21 protein-coding genes are annotated in these 19,289 nt (G+C 47.2%); 7 read left to right on the top strand and 14 right to left on the bottom strand.

All coding sequences use genetic code 11. From position 1 onward, the window contains the following. Positions 1 to 155: 155 nt before the first annotated feature. Complete coding sequence (locus H8B09_RS06775; protein ID WP_191202641.1) at positions 156 to 512, bottom strand: hypothetical protein; 357 nt, start codon at positions 510 to 512, stop codon at positions 156 to 158. A 301-nt stretch (positions 513 to 813) separates the two neighbouring features. Between H8B09_RS06775 and H8B09_RS06770 the strand changes: the two genes are divergently transcribed. Both H8B09_RS06770 and H8B09_RS06765 read left to right on the top strand, forming a co-directional pair. Then, positions 814 to 1,260: a DUF4395 domain-containing protein gene (locus H8B09_RS06770; protein WP_191202640.1), complete on the top strand. Its 447-nt coding sequence runs from the start codon at positions 814 to 816 to the stop codon at positions 1,258 to 1,260. Between the two features lie 150 nt (positions 1,261 to 1,410). Next, positions 1,411 to 2,835 (top strand): hypothetical protein, encoded by a 1,425-nt coding sequence (locus H8B09_RS06765; RefSeq protein WP_191202639.1) that lies wholly within the window; start codon positions 1,411 to 1,413, stop codon positions 2,833 to 2,835. A 189-nt stretch (positions 2,836 to 3,024) separates the two neighbouring features. On the opposite strand, the gene H8B09_RS06760 is transcribed toward H8B09_RS06765, so the two are convergent. The 6 genes from H8B09_RS06760 to H8B09_RS06735 form a co-directional block, all read right to left on the bottom strand. After that, positions 3,025 to 3,582 (bottom strand): hypothetical protein, encoded by a 558-nt coding sequence (locus H8B09_RS06760; RefSeq protein WP_191202638.1) that lies wholly within the window; start codon positions 3,580 to 3,582, stop codon positions 3,025 to 3,027. A 68-nt stretch (positions 3,583 to 3,650) separates the two neighbouring features. Then, on the bottom strand, positions 3,651 to 4,343 hold the full coding sequence (locus H8B09_RS06755; protein ID WP_191202637.1) for a hypothetical protein: 693 nt from the start codon (positions 4,341 to 4,343) through the stop codon (positions 3,651 to 3,653). 55 nt (positions 4,344 to 4,398) lie between these two features. Beyond that, positions 4,399 to 5,319 carry a hypothetical protein gene (locus H8B09_RS06750; protein ID WP_191202636.1) on the bottom strand — a complete coding sequence of 307 codons (921 nt, stop codon included), beginning with the start codon at positions 5,317 to 5,319 and terminating at the stop codon, positions 4,399 to 4,401. Positions 5,320 to 5,444: 125 nt separating this feature from the next. Beyond that, entirely contained in the window at positions 5,445 to 6,242 is a 798-nt protein-coding gene (locus tag H8B09_RS06745; protein WP_191202635.1) for an undecaprenyl-diphosphate phosphatase, read from the bottom strand. Positions 6,243 to 6,462: 220 nt separating this feature from the next. After that, a complete protein-coding gene (locus tag H8B09_RS06740) occupies positions 6,463 to 7,584 on the bottom strand; it encodes a nitric oxide synthase oxygenase (protein WP_318152544.1) in 1,122 nt (373 codons plus the stop codon). 40 nt (positions 7,585 to 7,624) lie between these two features. Next, the gene (locus tag H8B09_RS06735; RefSeq protein ID WP_191202633.1) at positions 7,625 to 8,242 is read right to left on the bottom strand and encodes a hypothetical protein; all 618 of its coding nucleotides are present in this window, start codon (positions 8,240 to 8,242) and stop codon (positions 7,625 to 7,627) included. Between the two features lie 364 nt (positions 8,243 to 8,606). Between H8B09_RS06735 and H8B09_RS06730 the strand changes: the two genes are divergently transcribed. Together H8B09_RS06730 and H8B09_RS06725 are read left to right on the top strand one after the other, a co-directional pair. Then, a complete protein-coding gene (locus tag H8B09_RS06730; protein ID WP_191202632.1) occupies positions 8,607 to 8,981 on the top strand; it encodes a VOC family protein in 375 nt (124 codons plus the stop codon). Positions 8,982 to 9,032: 51 nt separating this feature from the next. Beyond that, complete coding sequence (locus H8B09_RS06725) at positions 9,033 to 9,521, top strand: NUDIX hydrolase (protein ID WP_191202631.1); 489 nt, start codon at positions 9,033 to 9,035, stop codon at positions 9,519 to 9,521. Between the two features lie 102 nt (positions 9,522 to 9,623). Here the strand turns inward: H8B09_RS06725 and H8B09_RS06720 are convergent, their stop codons facing one another. After that, a complete protein-coding gene (locus H8B09_RS06720) occupies positions 9,624 to 11,015 on the bottom strand; it encodes an MATE family efflux transporter (RefSeq protein WP_191202630.1) in 1,392 nt (463 codons plus the stop codon). A 285-nt stretch (positions 11,016 to 11,300) separates the two neighbouring features. Between H8B09_RS06720 and H8B09_RS06715 the strand changes: the two genes are divergently transcribed. Then, entirely contained in the window at positions 11,301 to 11,825 is a 525-nt protein-coding gene (locus tag H8B09_RS06715) for a VanZ family protein (RefSeq protein WP_224753285.1), read from the top strand. A 157-nt stretch (positions 11,826 to 11,982) separates the two neighbouring features. Here the strand turns inward: H8B09_RS06715 and H8B09_RS06710 are convergent, their stop codons facing one another. Both H8B09_RS06710 and H8B09_RS06705 read right to left on the bottom strand, forming a co-directional pair. Next, positions 11,983 to 12,327, bottom strand: a complete 345-nt coding sequence (locus H8B09_RS06710; protein WP_191202628.1) for a DoxX family protein — start codon at positions 12,325 to 12,327, stop codon at positions 11,983 to 11,985. Positions 12,328 to 12,490: 163 nt separating this feature from the next. Then, positions 12,491 to 13,696, bottom strand: coding sequence for an MFS transporter (locus tag H8B09_RS06705; protein ID WP_191202627.1), 1,206 nt, complete (start codon positions 13,694 to 13,696; stop codon positions 12,491 to 12,493). 256 nt (positions 13,697 to 13,952) lie between these two features. On the opposite strand from H8B09_RS06705, the gene H8B09_RS06700 reads away from it, so the two are divergent. After that, positions 13,953 to 14,531, top strand: a complete 579-nt coding sequence (locus H8B09_RS06700; RefSeq protein ID WP_191202626.1) for a TetR/AcrR family transcriptional regulator — start codon at positions 13,953 to 13,955, stop codon at positions 14,529 to 14,531. Positions 14,532 to 14,659: 128 nt separating this feature from the next. Here the strand turns inward: H8B09_RS06700 and H8B09_RS06695 are convergent, their stop codons facing one another. The 4 genes from H8B09_RS06695 to H8B09_RS06680 all read right to left on the bottom strand — a co-directional run bounded on the left by H8B09_RS06695 (position 14,660) and on the right by H8B09_RS06680 (position 17,564). Next, on the bottom strand, positions 14,660 to 15,160 hold the full coding sequence (locus H8B09_RS06695) for a hypothetical protein (RefSeq protein ID WP_224753284.1): 501 nt from the start codon (positions 15,158 to 15,160) through the stop codon (positions 14,660 to 14,662). 125 nt (positions 15,161 to 15,285) lie between these two features. Further along, complete coding sequence (locus H8B09_RS06690; RefSeq protein WP_191202624.1) at positions 15,286 to 16,107, bottom strand: TIGR02452 family protein; 822 nt, start codon at positions 16,105 to 16,107, stop codon at positions 15,286 to 15,288. Beyond that, complete coding sequence (gene ybiA / locus H8B09_RS06685; RefSeq protein ID WP_191202623.1) at positions 16,104 to 16,673, bottom strand: riboflavin biosynthesis intermediates N-glycosidase; 570 nt, start codon at positions 16,671 to 16,673, stop codon at positions 16,104 to 16,106. Before ybiA ends, H8B09_RS06690 begins: the two co-directional genes overlap by 4 nt. Continuing rightward, a complete protein-coding gene (locus H8B09_RS06680; protein WP_191202622.1) occupies positions 16,674 to 17,564 on the bottom strand; it encodes an NUDIX hydrolase in 891 nt (296 codons plus the stop codon). It abuts the gene before it with no gap. A gap of 184 nt (positions 17,565 to 17,748) precedes the next feature. Between H8B09_RS06680 and spoIIP the strand changes: the two genes are divergently transcribed. Further along, positions 17,749 to 19,233, top strand: coding sequence for a stage II sporulation protein P (gene spoIIP / locus H8B09_RS06675; RefSeq protein WP_224753283.1), 1,485 nt, complete (start codon positions 17,749 to 17,751; stop codon positions 19,231 to 19,233). The last annotated feature ends 56 nt before the right edge of the window (positions 19,234 to 19,289 follow it).

Genomic DNA, 19,289 nt, shown 5'->3' with positions numbered 1-19,289 from the left:
TGTTGTAGGAATGCTCACTATTCTCCCAAGTCCGGTATTAGCGAATAACTTGATTAATAAAAACAGGGTTACAATACTTGGAATCATAGCTGCAAAGAGAATAGTTATTGACTTCCTCATGTGGTATTCACCTGAGTTTAGGATACTAAGGGCTCCTATATAAAGTTGGGATAGAACCACTGTATATCAAAGAAGAATTCCTCTAATTTCCCGAATCCATCACTTCCATCAAACACCCTTTTCCATTGTCTTTCCACCATATAAGTATCAATATATCTAAATTCCAATTTGTTACTTTCCAATTGTATTACTAATAATTTAGGCCCATCATACGGATATTTCACTTCATTAAGTACAATATATAAATCACAAACTGAGATCCATCCGTAAATATGATTTGAATATTTAGAATCTCTGATAGAAACCACCAAGTTGAATAAACTTAAGAACTTGTTATCTTTACTACTTAGTCGTTCATAAAATGCACAAATATCATTCCATTCTCTTATCATGACATCACTCCAAAATAAGCTCTCTCCAATTCACAAAATATGGCGGTCGATGCATTGTTTCTATGTCACGCCAACATTCTCCATTAATATAACTATAGTAGCACATTTTGGAGTTCATCTGAGTATCATGAGATATGTGACTACTTCAATCACAGAGAATCATCGCAACCAGAAATAATGAGCAACCTCAAGATTCGATAACCCAATACATTTAAATATTATTAAATCCTATCTGTTTAATCGGATTTGGTGTATAATGAGCTAAACACAACATTCTTCTAAACCTATTGGAGGATTGCTCATGACGACTGAACTGAAGTCATCCGATTACGATTGCATTGATGAAGTGCCGCTGCATCGGGTGCGCGGCAACCAGCTTGGCATTCTTATAAGCGTTATCGCAGCATTCATTACGCAGGAGCTGTGGATTCTCTTCATCCCACTAGCCGTTCAACTCATTAGTCGCACGTATGGCGTCAAATACAATCTGTTTGTTCGATTACTGTCCCCATTGTTCCCTAGGAGCTCAGTGACCGAAAGCCGCGAGCTGCTTCGTTTCAATCAGCTGTTGGCGATTCTGTTCCTGACGCTAGCGCTAATCGGATACGCCATCGGCAGCATCGTGTTCAGCTCTATCTTCCTTGGTTTCCTGACTGTTGCAGTTATCCTAGCATTGTTCGGCTATTGCCCAGGATGCTTTATTTACTTTCAATGGAAGCAATTCCTCTCCAGACGCAGAGCTTCCTAATCTCTCTTACATCAGAATGCATCGTCCGAACATGGGCGATGCGTTTTTTTGTATGCTAGCTCAAACTCCTACGACAGGTTAACCGGACGAACGTCTAAGCCCACCTTTGCATACGATATTGTACCGTACACCACGGGAGGGCGAATCGATATGGCTGTTGAATTAACGGCGCTTCACTGGGTCTATTTGGCGTTTATCGTCGGCATCATCGGCTTCATGCTCATGCGCCGCGACACGACAATCGTCTGTATAGCAGGCGTGTTTGTCATCGGTCTTCTTGCGACCGAAAGTTTAAGCGGTTCCATAAGCGGTATTTTTAACAGCTTCATCTATGCGATAAAAGAACTCATCGGCACCATTCTTATCATATCCGTCATCGTGTCGATGAGCCGTGTCTTAATTGCGGCGGGCATCAACGAAATCATGGTTGCTCCGCTTACACGGTTCTTGCGTTCACCAGCACTGGCTTATTGGGGAATCGGAATTATCATGATGGTCGCTTCTTGGTTTTTCTGGCCATCGCCAGGTGTTGCACTCATCGGTGCGGTACTTCTCCCTGTTGCGGTACGCGTCGGACTTCCGGCCCTTGGTGCCGCAATGGCAATGAACCTGTTCGGCCACGGCATCGCTCTGTCTGGCGATTATATTATCCAAGGTGCCCCTAAGCTCACAGCTGACGCAGCCGGCTTGCCAGTCTCCGACGTTATGCAAGCGAGTGTTCCACTAGTCATCGTCATGGGTCTCGTAACAACGATTGCAGCGTTCTGGTTCATGCGACGTGATATGCGACTTGGCAAATGGAGAGACGGTATAGTTGCAACAGCTGATCAGGCAAATGATGACTCGACTGTTCCAAGCACAAACAGCGGATCGGGTCCTACGATCCAACTCTCCCTCGGCGTACGTCGAATGTTTGCAGTCCTCATCCCGCTCCTATTCGCAGCCGACGTGGTTGCAATGTTCATGCTCGACCTGCAAGGCGGCGACGCAACGGCCCTTATTGGCGGTACCGCGATACTCATTCTGCTGCTCGTGTCCCTGTTCGCACATCGTAATGCTGGACTTGAGAAAACGACAAGCTATCTTATCGACGGGTTTATTTTTGGCTTCAAAGTATTCGGTCCCGTTATCCCGATCGCAGCCTTCTTCTACCTTGGCGACTCCGGTTTCACCGCTATTTTCGGCGATGCACTGCCACAGGGCTCGCAAGGCATCGTTAACGATCTCGGCTTGGCACTCGCCCATCAAGCTCCGATGAATAGCGCCGTCGCTTCCGCAACGCTCACAACCGTTGGCGCGATCACTGGCCTTGACGGCTCTGGCTTCTCGGGAATTTCGCTTGCGGGTTCCGTTGCGCATCTGTTCGCCGTTGCGCTTGGGCATGGCGCAGCAACCTTGACTTCGCTCGGCCAGATCGCTGCGATCTGGGTCGGCGGTGGTACGTTGGTGCCTTGGGCACTCATCCCGGCAGCCGCCATCTGCGGCGTCAGCCCATTCGAGCTGGCTCGCCGCAACTTGAAGCCCGTGCTCATCGGTCTAGTCGTCACCACCATCGTCGCCATGTTCCTTGTGTAATCGCAGCACCTTCTACCTCAAACAAGAAAAAAGGGGCCGAACGATTAACCGTTCGCCCCTATTATCATTCAAGGTGTATTGAAAGAGCCTTTCGATTTCATTGTAAGGGATCTCACTCGATTCATTATATTTTGGGAGATCGTTACCAGGCTGCTCGCTGTTGTCGCCCGTGTTAATCTATATACTTTGCTATTTTTTTATTATAGCTTTTCCATATACATACCATGTACGATTTCCTGAATCATCTGTCTTTGATTTTATTTGGATTACTGCAGTTTCTCCAGTTCCTTTAAGCCATGTAAGAATAGCACGATCCTTCTTTTCATTTAACAGCAACGCCGGCAAATGATCTCCAACAGAAAGATTATTTTTTCGTTCATCACTGAACAATGCGTCCTTGAAACTATTTGATTCGTCTTGTGAGAGGTAGTTCGTAAATTCAATATCAAAATCGGCACTTGGAATTATTGACCACTTTTCGGTTTTTACAGTGGCATCATCAGACAAAATTTCATTTATTGCTTTGTCTTTTGCATGTTCCCACTTCTTCATCGACTCATTATATAATTCAGGGGTTCTTCTTTCTTTATACGACTTGTGTTCAGAGATATAACTTGTGCTGGTAATTGGTGTTCCATTTACTGTTTCACTCGGTTTATCATCACTTTTCGCCCAAACAGCAAGCCCTGTGGCCGTTAGCAGTAAGGTTGCACTCATAGATAGAATGAATTTTTTAGTCATCTTCATTTCAAAAAACTCCCTTTACCAAGTACCTACACCATACAAGTCAAGTGCTCAATTTTTGCCGTTCGCCCCTATTTTCGATTGCCGCCAATCTTGAACCCGACTGCCGCTGATAGCACTGCTACGAATGCAAACGCCAGGAAGATATATCCCTGCGGCGTGGAATTCTCGCGCTCGTGTTTCTCATGCATGACTGTAACGACGCCACCCTCATGCGTTACATCTACCGGACGAAGCGCTTGCTGCGTTCCTACCTGTCGGCCATGGTCAAATATCCGTCCATCCGTACCTTGACGATCGTCCTGCGGATCATAGGGCTGAACGAGGTCATCCAGTTGCTTTGCGTTAAATTCCGTTAATGGCTGAGTCCCCGTACATAAACCCGTTCGGACAACGTCACTATCCTTATCAGCGAATACGAGATATGAGCTGCCAAGCGTGAACGTATAGCCACAGCTGACTTCATCCCGAACCGTTCGAACGACCGTTTCCTTCTCTATCGACCCTTTCCATACCTTCGACACTTCGAAAGTAACAAGTACCGGATCGGCCGAGCTTACGAGTCCATCGTTCCGACCTACCGTATCGATGCTCGACACTTCACCAGCGAACACAGCCGATCTCGAATCGAGCTCATTCCCAAGCTCCGGGTATGTCGCACATGAACACGCATATACACGTTCCGCACCCACTAAAGGAAATACGACCGTTATAATCACCATTGCGGCTAACATCAGAAGAATCGATCGTGATTTGTTTCTCATGGGAATCCCCTTCCTTCCTGTGTAAAAATACTGCAGAAAGCCTAACAATCCGCTTCTATGCCCCATCAACCCGAATCAACCGCTCAGGAGTAAACTTGTAACTGGCCGATTCGGTTTGATCAAACTCTTCCCAAGCATCGAGTGTCACTTGTATTAATCCATCTTCCACTGTTGCCGAATTGTAATATTGGTTTGTCAGCCTGAGAAGTTCTGTGACTGTAGGCGTTATTTCCAGCCTCGAATCGTTCCACCGGCCGAAACTCACATCAGGTGGATGCATATGCAGCCCTTGAAACTGAAACACAAGTTCCGATGTACCGTCATCATCCAGATCGCTTACAGATGGAAGTCCCCATTGTGTAAAGCTATACCAACAATCCTGCGCAACATCATATACATAGTAGGTCATCAAGCCAGGCCCATTAGCTCCGCTGTCCACCGCTCCAAGAATGATTATCGGGCCGGCTTCATCTGTTGACTTATAGTCAAGCAGTACCAATGATCCTCCTTGTTCAGGGTGGTCGGACTCCTCGAGGCTCGTATTGCCGCAATCCCTATTTGTATAGTGTTCTCCCATATAATCAAGCAGTACAACCCGCAAATAACTCTCGTAGCAGAAGGCTGTCTCGTCTTGTTCTTGGTAGACGGATAACGAGACCGATTCCCCATTGATATGTCCAAAATCCACCGTCTTCGTCAGCTTCCAGCTATCCTTAACCTTTACTTTCTCCAGTTCTCCCACCTCAACTGGCTGGTACGACAAGGCGATCTCAGCCTTCAGCAAATCTCTTGGAACAGGCGGAGTCGGCGTTTCGCTCTCCTGCTCCTCAGAGTCCACACTATCATTAGAAGCAGACTCCGTCTGCAAATTATGGTCCTTCAAATCCTCTTGTGGCAGCATTGTATTCCTATCACCGCAAGCGGTCAGCATACCTATTATGAGCACTCCAATGATCACAACAAACCTAACCCTCATCGTTCAACCTCCCATGCTCATCCTTCTCCCATAGACGTAAACAATTGGAAAAGGTTGCTGAAACACAAAAAAGCTGCATCCGGCCTAAGCCGAACGCAGCTCTCTTGAAGCATGCTCGATATCGATTACACGACGAGCAGGAATACCAATATAGCAAGAACGAAACGGTAGTAAGCAAACCAAGTCAGGCTTAGACGCTTAACGAGGTTCAAGAACGTTACGATTGCGATCATAGCTACGACGAACGACGTGAACAGACCCGCCAGGAACAATCCGGCATCACTCGCCACCAGCGCATCGTGGTTTTTCAGCAGATCGACACCGCTTGCGCCAAGCATGATCGGAACGGACATGAGGAACGTAAATTCCGCAGCCGCGGCCTTACTAACGCCGAAGAACATACCGCCAGCCATCGTCGAGCCCGAACGCGAGAAACCGGACCACAAGGACAATATTTGGAAACAGCCGATTCCCAAAGCCTGCCGATAGGTAATATCATCAAGCGTTTCTGCAGATGGTTTACGTCGAACCTTCTCGGCCCCGATCAGTAATAAACCACCGGCAATTAAGCTGACGACGACTGTTTTGGGACCAAACAAATAATCTTTAATGAAGTCATGCAGCAAGAGACCCAGAACGCTCGCAGGGAACATACCTATGATGATATGTAAAATATTAAGGCCTGGCGCTTTCAGATTGAAACTAAGCAGCTTCAAGAAACGCTTCCAGTACAACACCAATACGGCAAGCACGGCCCCCAACTGTACGACAACCTCGAATGTCGTTGCCCTGTTGCCCTCAGGGTCGCCTAAGAAGTCAAGAACGTTTCCTGTTACGATCATATGGCCCGTCGAGGATACTGGCAGAAACTCAGTAAGTCCTTCCACGATGCCCATGATGACCGCTTTGACAATATCAGTCATGAATGAACCTCCTACAACATGGATTACATTGTTACTCTTTCAACTCGTTCATCTTCATTCCTTCTGTGCAGGCACAATAATTACGCCTTCAATCCGTATACAAGCATTGTACGACCGTACTAACCATTTTGTATAGCCATCCCTTGTCCGAAAGCGCATATTCTGTTTACCCAAATCTGATTCTGCTGAATCGTCTATCTGTTCAGGCACTCGTATGCGATTATGTCGAATAAGGTTTCGGTTGATAGCTGAATCGAGGCTCACGCTCCGTATTATCAAACCCGCGGTGCCAGATTGGCGTCGCAGATGGTGACATCGGCGGAATCAGCCATGACCATCTGCCTGTGACCGATCGGCCTGCGGCAAGTTCCTGCTGTTCGAATCGGCCGAACTGCTCTGCGGCGGTATGATGATCCACAATGCTGACTCCGGCGCTTTTGTAGGAATGAAGTACTGCGGCGTTCAGCTCGACGAGTGCCCGATCTTTCCACAGTGACGTATTCGTCGTCATGTCGTATCCGAACAGCTCTGCAATTGGACGCAGCTTGTTGTATCTACTGACATCCGACAGATTCCGGGCACCAATCTCCGTCCCCATATACCAGCCATTGAATGGCGCAGCCGGATAACGGATGCCGCCAATCTCAAGTGCCATGTCCGATATGAAAGGTACAGCATACCATTGCAGCGCAAGCGCTGAGAAGCGCGGCTCGGTTGGATGTATAAGCGGCACCTGCAGCACCAGTTCCTCTGGAATCTCATACACCGCAGGCGTTCCATTAGAAGGACCAATCACGAGAGGGAGCACATCGAAAGGTGTTCCTTCGCCTTTCCAACCAAGCGACTCACAGACACGAGTAAAAGGTACCGAAAGCGGATCGCCAACGACCGTACCGTCCGGCTGCTCATAACCTGCATATCGTACAAGCTGATGATTCCAGATACGAAGATTGTTACTGCGTCCGCCACCGTGTTCCTGCTCTTGCGCGAATATTGTGATCGCCGGCCGAATTCGACCGTTATTCGTTGCAAACGCCATATGCTCGAATACGGCCTCTGCCGCCTCATCGGAAGACTCAACCTCACGTGCATCCAATACGGCAAGGGATTGCCAGAACAGCCTCCCAATACAGCGATTGCTATTGCGCCATGCAAGTCGAGCGCCATGAGTCAGTTCTTCTGTGGTATGTCGATAGGTACCCGAGTTAACAATTTGCTTCATTACCTCAGTCATTCTAAGTTCTGTCTGTGCTTCATCTATGGCAAGCTCTTGATAGCATTGACGGATGAAGGCAGCCGCTCGGTCCATGAGCTGCTGTTGTTCCATTGTAAGTTCAATCATCTTCCTGCTGCGCCTCCAACCTTGCACACTCCATGTATGCTTATCTTAGTACATTCGTAACAATCTGCGACCAAGATTCAAGCTTCGAGTAAATCGTCTCTTCCCGGAGCTGTTCTACTGTAATCCACTGACCCTCTAGCTGATCGGTCTCACGGACATTTACTTCCCCATCCGCGTCAATATCGAGAATGACGAGCAGTCCGATATGGACTTTGCCCACCTCATTCTCATCATCATTAATGAAGCCAACCGTCGTGAATGTACGGCTCGAGGACTTAATCTCCAGCTCTTCCTCCAGCTCGCGAGACAGATTATCCTGCAGAACAGCAGCGAAACTCGGCAGCTCTGGATTATCATTCATATGGCCGCCGGCGCCGATCGACAGCTTATCGAATAGACGAGCTTCGCCACCGCCTCCAAGTCTCCGATACATGTAGATATCGCTGTCTCTGCGAATGACGCAATATGGAATCGGCTGTTTGTACGCAGCATTCTCCTCCGCATCGCCGCGGCGCATCGTCGAGTAGTTGTCAGCGATATTGGCAGCCAACACATCGACATTATGCTTCTCCTGCTCTACGCCATGAAAGTGAAGCGTCTCATTCGCAAACAATTTCTCTCTTGGTACGACTAGGATGATCTCGTCCATTTTCCCCACAATATATGTCCACCTTTGGCTCAAATATGTATCTTGTATCGTATAACGCGACTTCAAGCATTTTACCATTCGACACGTTAACGTAACAAGTCCAGATGTGTGACGAAATAACGTAGATATCGTAAGGCACAAGCTTGCGTCCAGTAAACTTCAGATCAAATCCACAGTCCTATAAGCTTGCTAGACAATGGTCCAGCACATGTTCCTCCCACTTTCTGTTCATTGTTGCAACGTCTATCCCTACAAGTAAGAACGAAAGCTATGATCGCATTAGGGATAGCAGAATGTGGAAGAACAGAGTACAATAGAATCAAATACAAAAGTAAAACTCTGTTTTATCTAACGAAACTAACGAGGTGATTCTATGTTGTTCACATTCGCTGGCATTGATCATGTCCAATTGGCTGCCCCAGAAGGCTGTGAGACGAAGGCTCGCGCATTCTTCGGAGGTATTCTGGGCTGGCAGGAACTGCCGAAGCCTGAAGCGCTTCAAGCTCGCGGAGGTGTCTGGTACCGATGCGGTGCGCATCAGGTGCACATTGGCGTACAGAAGGATTTTACACCCGCAACCAAAGCTCACCCTGCCTTTCATGTGCACAATCTTGATTTGCTGCGGCAGCATGTCATTCAGCAAGGCGTAAACGTTACGGATGACGATGCGCGTACGGAAGAGAATATTCGAAGGTTCTTTGTGAACGATCCGTTCGGTAATCGAATCGAGTTTCTCGAGTGGTTATAAACATCATCTTCCGGACTTTGTCTTGCAGCTAATTATTCAGGGGGCTATCGTATGGCAGAGAAAGCATCATTATTTCATCGTCACACAGGTGTATATGGCATTTGCATCACGAACAATCGCATACTGGTCATTCGCAAAATACTCGGACCTTACTCAGGACGTTACGATCTTCCAGGCGGAAGGTTGGAAAATGAGGAATCATTGCAAGAGGGCGTGATTAGAGAGTTTCGCGAAGAAACGGGCTGTACCGTTCGTGAAATGAAGTCAATCGGCGTGTGCGACTTTGCTACGACCTGGTACTTCCGCAATGAGCTAGAGACCGTTCATCATATTGCGATGCTATATACGGTAACAGTTGAAACCGCGGAATTAAATGATGAGGTCGAAGCTTTCGACGAACAAGATTCAAATGGCGCACTCTGGGTGGCGCTCGATGAAGTGACGCCGGATAATGCCTCTCCTCTCGTCCTTCAAGCCGTTGAGTGGATTCGTACCGGCACGCTTCATGTGAATCGGCAGTCGTTTGATTTTATTAAGTAACGAGCCCTGTGGCTGTCTATACCCTCAATAAAAGCAAGAGACATTCCATCACAGGAATGCCTCTTGCTTATTTTGTATTCGTCGTTAGTGAGTACCAATATCTTATACTTGCGTCGTCACAGCCGCTTCTGTTGTAGAAACAGGCTTCACGAGCGCTTTGCTCTCCCATTTTCTGCTTCTCCAGCGGAGGAGCATCAGGACGCCGCGCAGCCATTCGTCAATGGCGAATGCAATCCAGATGCCAAGCAGTCCGAACCCGAAGTGAACCCCAAGCAGGTACGACAACGGAACGGAGACACCCCACATCGATACCACTCCCATAAGAACAGGGAAACGCGCATCTCCGGCGGCACGCAGCGAGTTGATGATTACGATGTTGAATGTCCGCCCTGGCTCCAGCACGATGGACAGCAGGAAGATCGTCGCGCCGACGGTGATAATATCTGGGTCATTCGTGAACAAACCGATAATTTCATGCCGGAACAGTGCGGCAATGCCAACGATGACGAATGTAATGAGGAAGCTGATCTTCACACTTTTCATCAGTCGCTTATAGGCCTCTTTCATCTCGCCCGCTCCAACCATTTGCCCAACAATAATTTCCGTCCCCGCACCTATCGCGAGCGCAAGCGCCATGAAATAGTTCGATACGTTCATGACATATACGTGTGTATTCAGTGCAGTGACACCAATCATGTTCACGAAGCTCACAACCATAAGGTATTGCGACTGCCACGACAAATGCTCACCGGCAGCTGGCAGACCAACACTCATAATTTGTTTCACATAAGAGCCGTTCCATGTTACATAATCCCTATTCTTGATTCGTGAAGGAAGGCTCCTGTAAAGAATGACGAATAGTACAATGATGCCAAGCAATCGGCTAACAACCGTCGAGATCGCTGCACCCGTCACTCCCCATTCTGGGAACCCGAAGTTACCGAAGATGAGCAGGTAGTTGCCGGTCATATGCACGATGTTTACGCCGAGCGTAACGAACATAACGCTCTTCGTATTGCCGTTCGATCGAATGACAGAAGATACGGCGTAAGAGAGCGCTTCGATCCAAATAAAGCCGCCGATGATTTTCAAATACTTGCTTGCAATATCAATCTGCTCCTGACTCAATTGCATCAACCGCATGAGCGGCTCGCCGAACGAGACGAGAGCGATACTGACGAGAATGCCGAAAGCGAGATTAATCGTAATTGCGAGCGCCGAAACCCGACTCGCTTCTTTCTCACGCCCCGCCCCAATATATTGGGACACGACGACGCTGGTGCCGATTCCTACGAAGCCAAACATCAGAATACAGAAGAAAATAATTTCGTTGGCCATCCCTACCGCCCCGGTAGTCTTATCCGAGATGCGGCTAAGCATGAATACATCGACTGTGCCTAACATCATCCGAAGAACGGAGTCGATGAATATTGGCCATGTCACGGCGAAGAGGCTTAACTTCTTCCAAGATGGAATGCGTTCTAAAGTTGTCACAGTATGAAAACTCCTATCTAGTCTATATACGTTACCTAGTGTAGTGGCTGCTTGTGGCCGCGTCTATAGCATAAGGAAGGAAGTTTCAGTCATCATGTCCGTTTTGCCAACTGACCATAGTTATTAGACAATCGAGCATAATAGAGATAGGCCTTTAAACATGAGACAAGAATTCAATATATTCGTTAGTCCAAATGATATTCCAGTTTAAAGAATATTTAAGGATTTACTTATTTTTAATTTAAGTCCCTGCTCTATACTGGTTTCAATGAAAGGCAGGGATGCATGATGAGAAGTACAAGTGCAGTAAGATCGATTCCGGTAACCGTATTGTTCGTTGTATATATGTACATTTTGGTGAAAATCATATTGTTCAAGTTCGGCCATGTGGATCTCATGTTTTTGTTGCGACAAGCCAAATGGGAATTAGCCGACCTAGACCGAATCCAATATCGAATGAACATGGCGAATCTTATCCCTTTCCAGACGATTTCGGAGAATCTGAACAGCCATTCGCTGTACGATTCGATTCAATTCTACGGTAATGTAGGCTTATTCATTCCATTCGGCATGTTTATTCCTTTCCTGATGAACGGCCGCAGGCTTGGCATCTGGATGTACGGATTCGTATTCGTGTTATCCTTCGCACTATGTTTGCTGCTGGAATGTACGCAGCTGATATGCAGCATCGGTACTTTTGACGTGGACGATCTGATTCTGAATACGACTGGCGGTATGCTGGGCTGCGTGCTCTTCCATTTGCTAGTGCAAATCGTAGGACCCGATAGAGCTGCAACTGCTATGAGCTGAAATAAGATGCGCAAATAAACGAAACCACTCCCATTTGAAATGCACCTCCAATGTTAGATCGTATCTAACCGTTGGGGTACCGTTCACATTGAAGAGTGGTTTCATTGGTCTTATTGGTTTTATTAATTTCATATACGTTTCACAGCTGTTCATATATTTATGCTTGAATCAGAACCAGAGCAGCTGAAATGACCGTGAGTAACAGCGCCGGCGCCGCTTGCCCAATTGGGTGCTTAACTCGAAAATGCAGCAGGAATGCCACCAACATCGTAATGCCAAGCCAAATACCTGCCCATGCGGCAATATCCCGATTCCAATACCCGATAACGAGTCCGACAGCGCCCGCTATCTGAACGACTCCCGTCACCACTCGGAACCATTGCGGCAGCTTAAGCGAATCAAAGATGTCCACCCAATTCTTAGAGCCTGTAATCTTAGTAACGCCTCCGAATCCCATCGCGACGAGCAGAAAACTTTGCAAAATAAGAAAAACGATATTCATTACCTTATTCCTCCCCTTATTTCTAATCTCGGTAATCAGACACCATTTGGTGTCGTTTTTATTATAGGACACCAAATAGTGTCATGTCAACAGAATTTATTCGTGCGAATACGAAAAAAACCTCAGCACTTTCATGCCGAGGCTTCACTTTAATCGATCCCAATTATTTCCCCTTCAGCTCTGTCAGGTAATAGAGGAAAGCAACGATGGGAAACGCCATGCCAATGATTAATACAACGCTCCAGCTGACATTGGCATAAGCCCAGCCTCCAACTGCAGAACCAACGGCTCCGCCCATGAAGAACATCGCCATGAACAGTCCATTCAAACGGCTGCGAATAGCAGGATTCAAGGAGAACAGCGTCCGCTGCGCCAGAACTAGGTTTGCCGATACCCCAGCATCCAACACAATTGCAGATATAACAAGAATGATGATTCCCCAAGTCGAGCCTACTTGGAATACGAGAGGCAGCACCATCGATATGATAACCGTTACGAGGGCAATTCCTGTTGCCGGTTTCGTCCACCCACGGTCCGCCAACCGTCCGCCAATTGGTGCTGCGATTGCTCCGGCAACGCCTACAAGAGCGAACAACGCGATTTCCTTTTGCGAGAAATGAAAGACTGAACTGGATAACCTGAGCGGGACAACTGTCCAGAACAAGCTGAAGGTTGCGAATACGCAGGCATGGTACGCTGCCCGGCGCCGCAAGATCGGAGTCGTTCGCAGTAAGTGCCACAAGGAACTAAGCAGTTCTGTATATCGAGTCGTTGAAGTCGGTTTTCTTGCGGGTAGCGCCTTCGATAGAACGACGGCCAATAGTAAAATCGCTACAGCCGATACAGCGAATACCGTGTGCCAACCAAACAGGTCAGCCAATAAGCTCGATAATGGACGCGCAAGCATAATGCCAAGCAGCAGCCCGCTCATCACATTGCCAACAACGCGGCCGCGTGACGCTTCATCCGCGAGGTACGATGCGAAAGGCACCAGCACCTGCGCTGCCACCGATCCCAATCCAATAACGAATGAAGCCGCCAGGAATGGCACCGATTGTTTCGATACAGCTGTAACCGCAAGTGCAGCGCTTGTAAGCAGCAGCGACACGACAACGAGCTTACGATTCTCAACGATATCTCCCATCGGTACGATAAATAGCAATCCCACTACATATCCGATCTGCGTCAACGTAACGATATACCCCGCGCTGCTCGCTGACAATCCAATGGAAGAACGTATGATGCCGATTAAAGGCTGGGCATAGTAGAGATTAGCGGCAATAATTCCGCATGCAGCGGCTAGAAGAAACATGAGCCATGTTGGAATCGTTACGGTCGCGCCAATTGCTTTTCTTTCTCTCTCACTCATATCCGACAACTCCTTATTTCTATAAAATGGGCCAAGCGATGTTACCGTTCACTCTTGGTGTCTTTGGACGACTTTTTCTTTCTGACTCATTTACTGAACGTGCCGTTTAGTAATTCGATATCCATATACTAAACTGATCGTTCAGTTTTGTAAATAGGCATTTTCGGTTTTATTTTCCGATCGGAGTTGATATACTAAACGTACAGTTTCTATTCAGTGACGATATGAATCGGCTGAACGAAAGGTGACGATACAGATGAGCGGCCACAGAGGCAGACCTCGTAACGTAGAAGCACAGAACGCTATTCTCTCCGCATCCTATGAACTATTATTGGAATCCGGCTTCCAAGCCGTCACAGTAGATAAAATTGCCGAACGAGCGCAAGTCAGCAAAGCCACCATCTACAAATGGTGGCCGAACAAAGCAGCGGTCATCATGGACGGCTTCCTCTATGCCGCGACTGCCCGATTACCCGTGCCGGATACGGATTCAGCTATTCAAGATATTGTCACGCATGCGACGAATTTGACTCGCTTCCTAACGAGTCAAGAAGGAACGATCATCAAGCAGCTATTGGGCGAGGGACAATTTGATTCTGGACTAGCCGAAGCATATCGGACGCGCTACTTCCGCCCCCGCCGTCTTGAAGCAAGGGGCTTGATCGAGAAAGCGATCCGGCTCGGGGAGTTTCAACAAGACCTCGACATCGAGGTCTGTATCGATCTCATTTACGGACCGATTATATACCGATTGCTTGTGACTGGCATGACACTGGACGATGAATATGTGCATCAGCTAGTTCATTACGCAATCGAAGGGATTCGTTCCCGGTGAGATGAGTTCCCTTGAGAACAAGCAAAATGCCGCCCGTCGGCGGCATTTTGTATACCATTCAATTTCATTCAACCTCTGATTCAGATTCATTCGACAAGCTCACTTCCGAATCATTCATCTATTTCCTTTTAAGTTCTCCAGGCCTCATCCGTAAAGTTCAACTTGTTCAATGTCTTCACGACAATATCATGCAGCTTAGGTTTATCCTGCAGTACATAATTGAGCTGAATGTCTCTTATTATGGCTAATCGCGAGGACATAGGCGCGTCACTCATGTAGATCTGAAATATATTCAAATCAGGCGCAGCAGATTTGGAAATCGGGAACGAGATGTGCTCTTCTCCATTAAGAAGAGGCGTCGTTACTCCGAGTCCATCTTGTGTTTGAACCGTAACCTTGCGCTCCCGCTCCAATCTAACGTTCTGAACGTATTGATACGGATTCGTAATTGTAGGCATTGGAATATGGTCTAACAGCCACGAATGTAGTCTTTCACGTGCATGCTTCTCTGCTTCAGCTGGCTGGTATGGCGATTGAGAGGCTTCAATGCTCCATCGTTGTCTCTTCGCTGCGTAAACCTGTTCACTATTGAACGAGTTATAAAACAGTTCTGCATCCGTCATATTCACAGTTTGATGCGAACCTATACCGTTTGCACCACCACATCCTTATACTTTCCAGCAGCTGGAAAGTTTCGTTGTCATAAGAAAAAGCCCTTAGTCACAGCGGAATAACCGACTGTAAATAAGAGCTCTTAACGAACAAATTGTTGCTCGAATGCGCGGATACACTTCCCGTCTTTCGAATCCAGAACAGCAAATCGAATCTCCGTGAAATATGTCCCATAACCCTCGTCGTTCAACAACTCGTGCCACCAACGGGCAATTGTCGCAGGATCATTGCGGAATACACCGCAGCCGTACGCTCCTAAGACAAGATGCTTGTTCCCAAAATGCGCAAAAATCGCTAATGCCAGTCGCATGCGGTTTTTCATGACTCGCTCTGCCAATTGACTGTCCTCGCCTTTAAGCAAGACTTGACCATAATTGACTGCCGGCAGCGTCAGCACCGAGGCAGCTACGGGCTTCTTAATCAGGTTAAATCTCTCATCCCGGAAGAAAACGACTTCAGGCGAGTAGATCGCATGATCCGTATACATCATAGAACGAAAAGCGCGATTACTATCATAATAGCTAGGGTGAGTCAGCAATGTCCCATACAGTCCACTGGATGCTGCCAAACTCTCCTCCTGCGCCATTGCGCCATTCAGAAACCCACCGCCGGGGTTCTTAGCGCTTGCAAAGTTCAGAACGCCAACTTGCCCGATACGATCATTCGCATAATTAAGGAGCGCTTTAACCGTCGCTTCGTTGGAAACTGCACATTGCGCTTGACTATTCTGTCCTGACGGTTGGAAATCTCTTAGCCAGTCATTCCCTTCTTCGGGAGTAATCAGTTGGCTATTGTGCTCCGAATATCGCTGCGACTCAGCAATATCAATTCGAAGCCCCTGATAGTCATAGTATCCTTGCTGTTGAATCCTCAAGGTTTCTTGCGCAATTTCTTTACGATTCATATCGATTCCACCTCACTAGCTAATAATAGTTGATCACGTATCTCGGTCAATGCAAAACCTAGCAAATTGGACCCCTTCCACTTCATTGGATTATTCGCATTCGGATCCGCTTCCCCCATCCCAATTCCCCAAATCCGGTCATAGGGGCTTGCTTCAACAAGTATAGCGCGTCTCGTCGAAATCAAATAATCTCTAAGGCTCGGGTTCTGCGAGAACTTCGCCAAGTTTCCTCGCTTCACGATCTCATAGCATTGGCGGTCCCAGACGTCGCTATTGAAATTTCGCACTGCACGACCAAGCGCCTTCATCTCTTTGGGATTAGAAGACTTCAGAATCGCCTTCATCACTTCGTTGTCTTTGAATAATCGTGCTTTTTCGGCCATCATATACTGCTCCGTACAGGAGTATCGGACTCCTTCCACTTCGAAAGGACTGTTCCACCACTGGCTGAAGCAGCTTTTGCCAATCCTTCCGTCTCTCGAAGGCGTATGCCCCCAAAATAATAGAAATGTATGCTTCTCTCCTGCGGTGTAAGCCTGACGCAATCGAGTAAGGTTATAAATCATTCACAACACCTCCATGTTCCTTCGATATAGGCGGGATGGACGGTGACCTGCATTCTCCGTATAATGGTCCGTCTCTATCACGAGATTGGCGACTTTGCGCCGGAAAGCAGCCTTCAACAGCTCTTTGCCCAATATGACCTCATACACCTGCTGCAAATCAGTTAACGTAAACAACTTCGGCATAAGATGAAGCGCAATATCGGTATCATTCACCTTGCCCCTCAATCGCTCGATAGCGAAAGCAATGATCTTAGCATGGTCGAACGCAAGTCCTTCATTAGATACAATGGCATACGTGGTCTTGGTCGACGTTTCCGTAACAGTCACAGTCCACTCTACGATTGCTTTTAATTCTGCATGATCTGAACTTAATCTCAGCTCTTGCTGCGATTTGTGAACGTATCCGCCATCCATTCGTTCCTTGTACTCCTTCAAGAGCCGATATGATACTTTGAACCAAGCCGCATTAGCCGCGTCATCTCCTGCTTGTACCTGCAATAAATCGCCAATAATCAATGCAAGGTAGGAACAGCTCATCACCCAGGTGCGCGGATCCCGGCCAATATCACTGAATGTATATAACTGCTCTAAATACACATTGTCCACGCCTGTTTCTTCTTTCAGTTCCCTTGCTGCTGCTTGCTCCGTTGTTTCGTTCGGTCTCACGAATCCGCCTGGCAGTGCCCATTGATCAAGGAACGGGTGACCGCCTCGTTGGATAAGCAAAATTCTCAATTCTTTCTCCGGCAGCTTGCGATAGTTATTCTCGTCTGACTCCGTAACCGCAAAGATCACCATGTCTACCGCAACCGATGGACGTTCATAATCTCCCACCTGATATCGTTCTAGAAATTCACGTTCCGTTAGTCCGTCCCGATCTAATGGTTCCATTCAAGTCCGCCCTTTATCTTAGTATTATTTTGATAATATCACTTTGTTACTATCAAATGCAACAAATTCATTACCAGAAATATAGCATTGATAAATTGGCGAAAGTTTCTTATTTTTAAGAGGCTTGCGTTTTTTTGCAGCGATACACGAAATTACTAGATTTGAACAACAAGACTAGAGGTGGATGATGAAAAGAACGATTATTGCTTTATTGTCGCTATTGCTCGTACTCTCTATTAATCTTCCGACTTCCCATGCTGCATCTCCAACGATCAAATTGTATCTTGATGGTCAGAAACTAAGCTCGTCGGTTGCTCCCCGTCTGATCAATCAGACGACGATGGTGCCTTTACGTGTCATCGCGGAAGGTCTAGGCGCTAACGTAAATTGGGATAAGAAAAGCCAGATTGCTACTGTCTCAGACGATACTACGACAATCGTACTGCCGATTAACGGTTCCTATGCGATTCTTAACGGAACAACGAAGTCGCTGGAGCAAGCCCCGATCGTCATTGATGGCGTAACGCTGCTTCCGATTCGTTTCGTTGCTGAAAACTTTGGTCTTATCGTGAAGTGGGATGCGTCGACATATGCAGTTAGTCTGTGGAGAACCAATAGCGATGTGTCCGGCAGCGATCCAGCCGTCGATCCGGATGTGCCTGAATTACCGCCAGATCAGTATCCAGCACTGCAATCGATTCAGATGATCAATAACCTATTGACGATTGCTACCGATGGGAGCTTCTCGCCTAGTGTGTCCGTCTTAACCAATCCAGATCGCCTAGTCATTGATCTGCCAGGGGTAACGTTTAATGGCGCTATCAGTCAGCCTATAGATAATACGGCGGGTGTCGTATCCGACATTGCTTCCAACAACCCGTATATTTCGAATATCAGTTACATAATGAATAATTCGGAATCCTCGACCATTCGAGTCATAGCGGATTTGAAACAGAAAGTGAGCTATCAGATCCAGAACACCGGCGATGCTTCCAAATTGGTCATTCGCTTGGCTTCGGCTGCATCCGACAACACGGCTTCGAAGTCAGCGATTTATATTTACCATTCGCATGATCAAGAATCGTGGATCCCCGAGTTACCGGGCGTGAAGAATTCTGATTATGCGTTCAATAAGACGACCAATGTCACGATGTTAGGGGCTCGATTGGCTGGTGTACTGCAAGCGATGGGCGCGGAGGTTTATCAGACCTCGTACGACTATGAATCGATCTATGGCAGCCAATTCAATTATGCGAAATCGTATATTTATTCCGAGAAATCCATCATCAATCAACTTGCTCTGCATCCGCAGATCAAATACTTGTTCGATATTCATCGCGATACGAGTTCAAGAAGCGCGACGACAGCCACCATTCGCGGCACGAGTTATGCCAAATTGTATTTCGTAATCGGGCTTGAGAATCCGAATTGGAAACAAAATGATGCCTTCGCCAAGAAGGTACAAGCATTGGTTACGGCCAAATACCCTGGACTATCCAGAGGAATTTACTATAAAGATAAAAGCGTGGGCAACGGATGGTATAACCAGAACTACTCATCTAACAGCGCATTAATCGAAGTTGGCGGAGCGGCTAATACGCTTGCGGAATCCAATCGAACGATGGATATTTTGGCGCAAGCGATTAATCAAATTCGTCTTGGTGGGTAGTCTTATCGTAGGCATGAAGAAAGCCGCTCAATTCTGAGCGGCTTTCGGCTTTTTGT

The sequence above is a fragment of the Paenibacillus terricola genome, assembly GCF_014779765.1.
GTDB classification, from domain to species: Bacteria; Bacillota; Bacilli; order Paenibacillales; family Paenibacillaceae; genus Paenibacillus_T; species Paenibacillus_T terricola.
The sequence above is the reverse complement of the archived record's forward strand: the minus strand, read 5'-3'. Positions and strand labels throughout refer to the sequence as shown.

What these genes read in the sequence shown, in the direction of transcription:
- H8B09_RS06775 (WP_191202641.1), bottom strand. Translation starts at nt 512, where the DNA reads ATGATAAGAGAATGGAATGATATTTGTGCATTTTATGAACGACTAAGT.
- H8B09_RS06770 (WP_191202640.1), top strand. Translation starts at nt 814, where the DNA reads ATGACGACTGAACTGAAGTCATCCGATTACGATTGCATTGATGAAGTG.
- H8B09_RS06765 (WP_191202639.1), top strand. Translation starts at nt 1,411, where the DNA reads ATGGCTGTTGAATTAACGGCGCTTCACTGGGTCTATTTGGCGTTTATC.
- H8B09_RS06760 (WP_191202638.1), bottom strand. Translation starts at nt 3,582, where the DNA reads ATGAAGATGACTAAAAAATTCATTCTATCTATGAGTGCAACCTTACTG.
- H8B09_RS06755 (WP_191202637.1), bottom strand. Translation starts at nt 4,343, where the DNA reads ATGAGAAACAAATCACGATCGATTCTTCTGATGTTAGCCGCAATGGTG.
- H8B09_RS06750 (WP_191202636.1), bottom strand. Translation starts at nt 5,319, where the DNA reads ATGAGGGTTAGGTTTGTTGTGATCATTGGAGTGCTCATAATAGGTATG.
- H8B09_RS06745 (WP_191202635.1), bottom strand. Translation starts at nt 6,242, where the DNA reads ATGACTGATATTGTCAAAGCGGTCATCATGGGCATCGTGGAAGGACTT.
- H8B09_RS06740 (WP_318152544.1), bottom strand. Translation starts at nt 7,584, where the DNA reads ATGATTGAACTTACAATGGAACAACAGCAGCTCATGGACCGAGCGGCT.
- H8B09_RS06730 (WP_191202632.1), top strand. Translation starts at nt 8,607, where the DNA reads ATGTTGTTCACATTCGCTGGCATTGATCATGTCCAATTGGCTGCCCCA.
- H8B09_RS06725 (WP_191202631.1), top strand. Translation starts at nt 9,033, where the DNA reads ATGGCAGAGAAAGCATCATTATTTCATCGTCACACAGGTGTATATGGC.
- H8B09_RS06715 (WP_224753285.1), top strand. Translation starts at nt 11,301, where the DNA reads ATGATGAGAAGTACAAGTGCAGTAAGATCGATTCCGGTAACCGTATTG.
- H8B09_RS06710 (WP_191202628.1), bottom strand. Translation starts at nt 12,327, where the DNA reads ATGAATATCGTTTTTCTTATTTTGCAAAGTTTTCTGCTCGTCGCGATG.
- H8B09_RS06705 (WP_191202627.1), bottom strand. Translation starts at nt 13,696, where the DNA reads ATGAGTGAGAGAGAAAGAAAAGCAATTGGCGCGACCGTAACGATTCCA.
- H8B09_RS06700 (WP_191202626.1), top strand. Translation starts at nt 13,953, where the DNA reads ATGAGCGGCCACAGAGGCAGACCTCGTAACGTAGAAGCACAGAACGCT.
- H8B09_RS06690 (WP_191202624.1), bottom strand. Translation starts at nt 16,107, where the DNA reads ATGAATCGTAAAGAAATTGCGCAAGAAACCTTGAGGATTCAACAGCAA.
- ybiA (WP_191202623.1), bottom strand. Translation starts at nt 16,673, where the DNA reads ATGATTTATAACCTTACTCGATTGCGTCAGGCTTACACCGCAGGAGAG.
- H8B09_RS06680 (WP_191202622.1), bottom strand. Translation starts at nt 17,564, where the DNA reads ATGGAACCATTAGATCGGGACGGACTAACGGAACGTGAATTTCTAGAA.
- spoIIP (WP_224753283.1), top strand. Translation starts at nt 17,749, where the DNA reads ATGATGAAAAGAACGATTATTGCTTTATTGTCGCTATTGCTCGTACTC.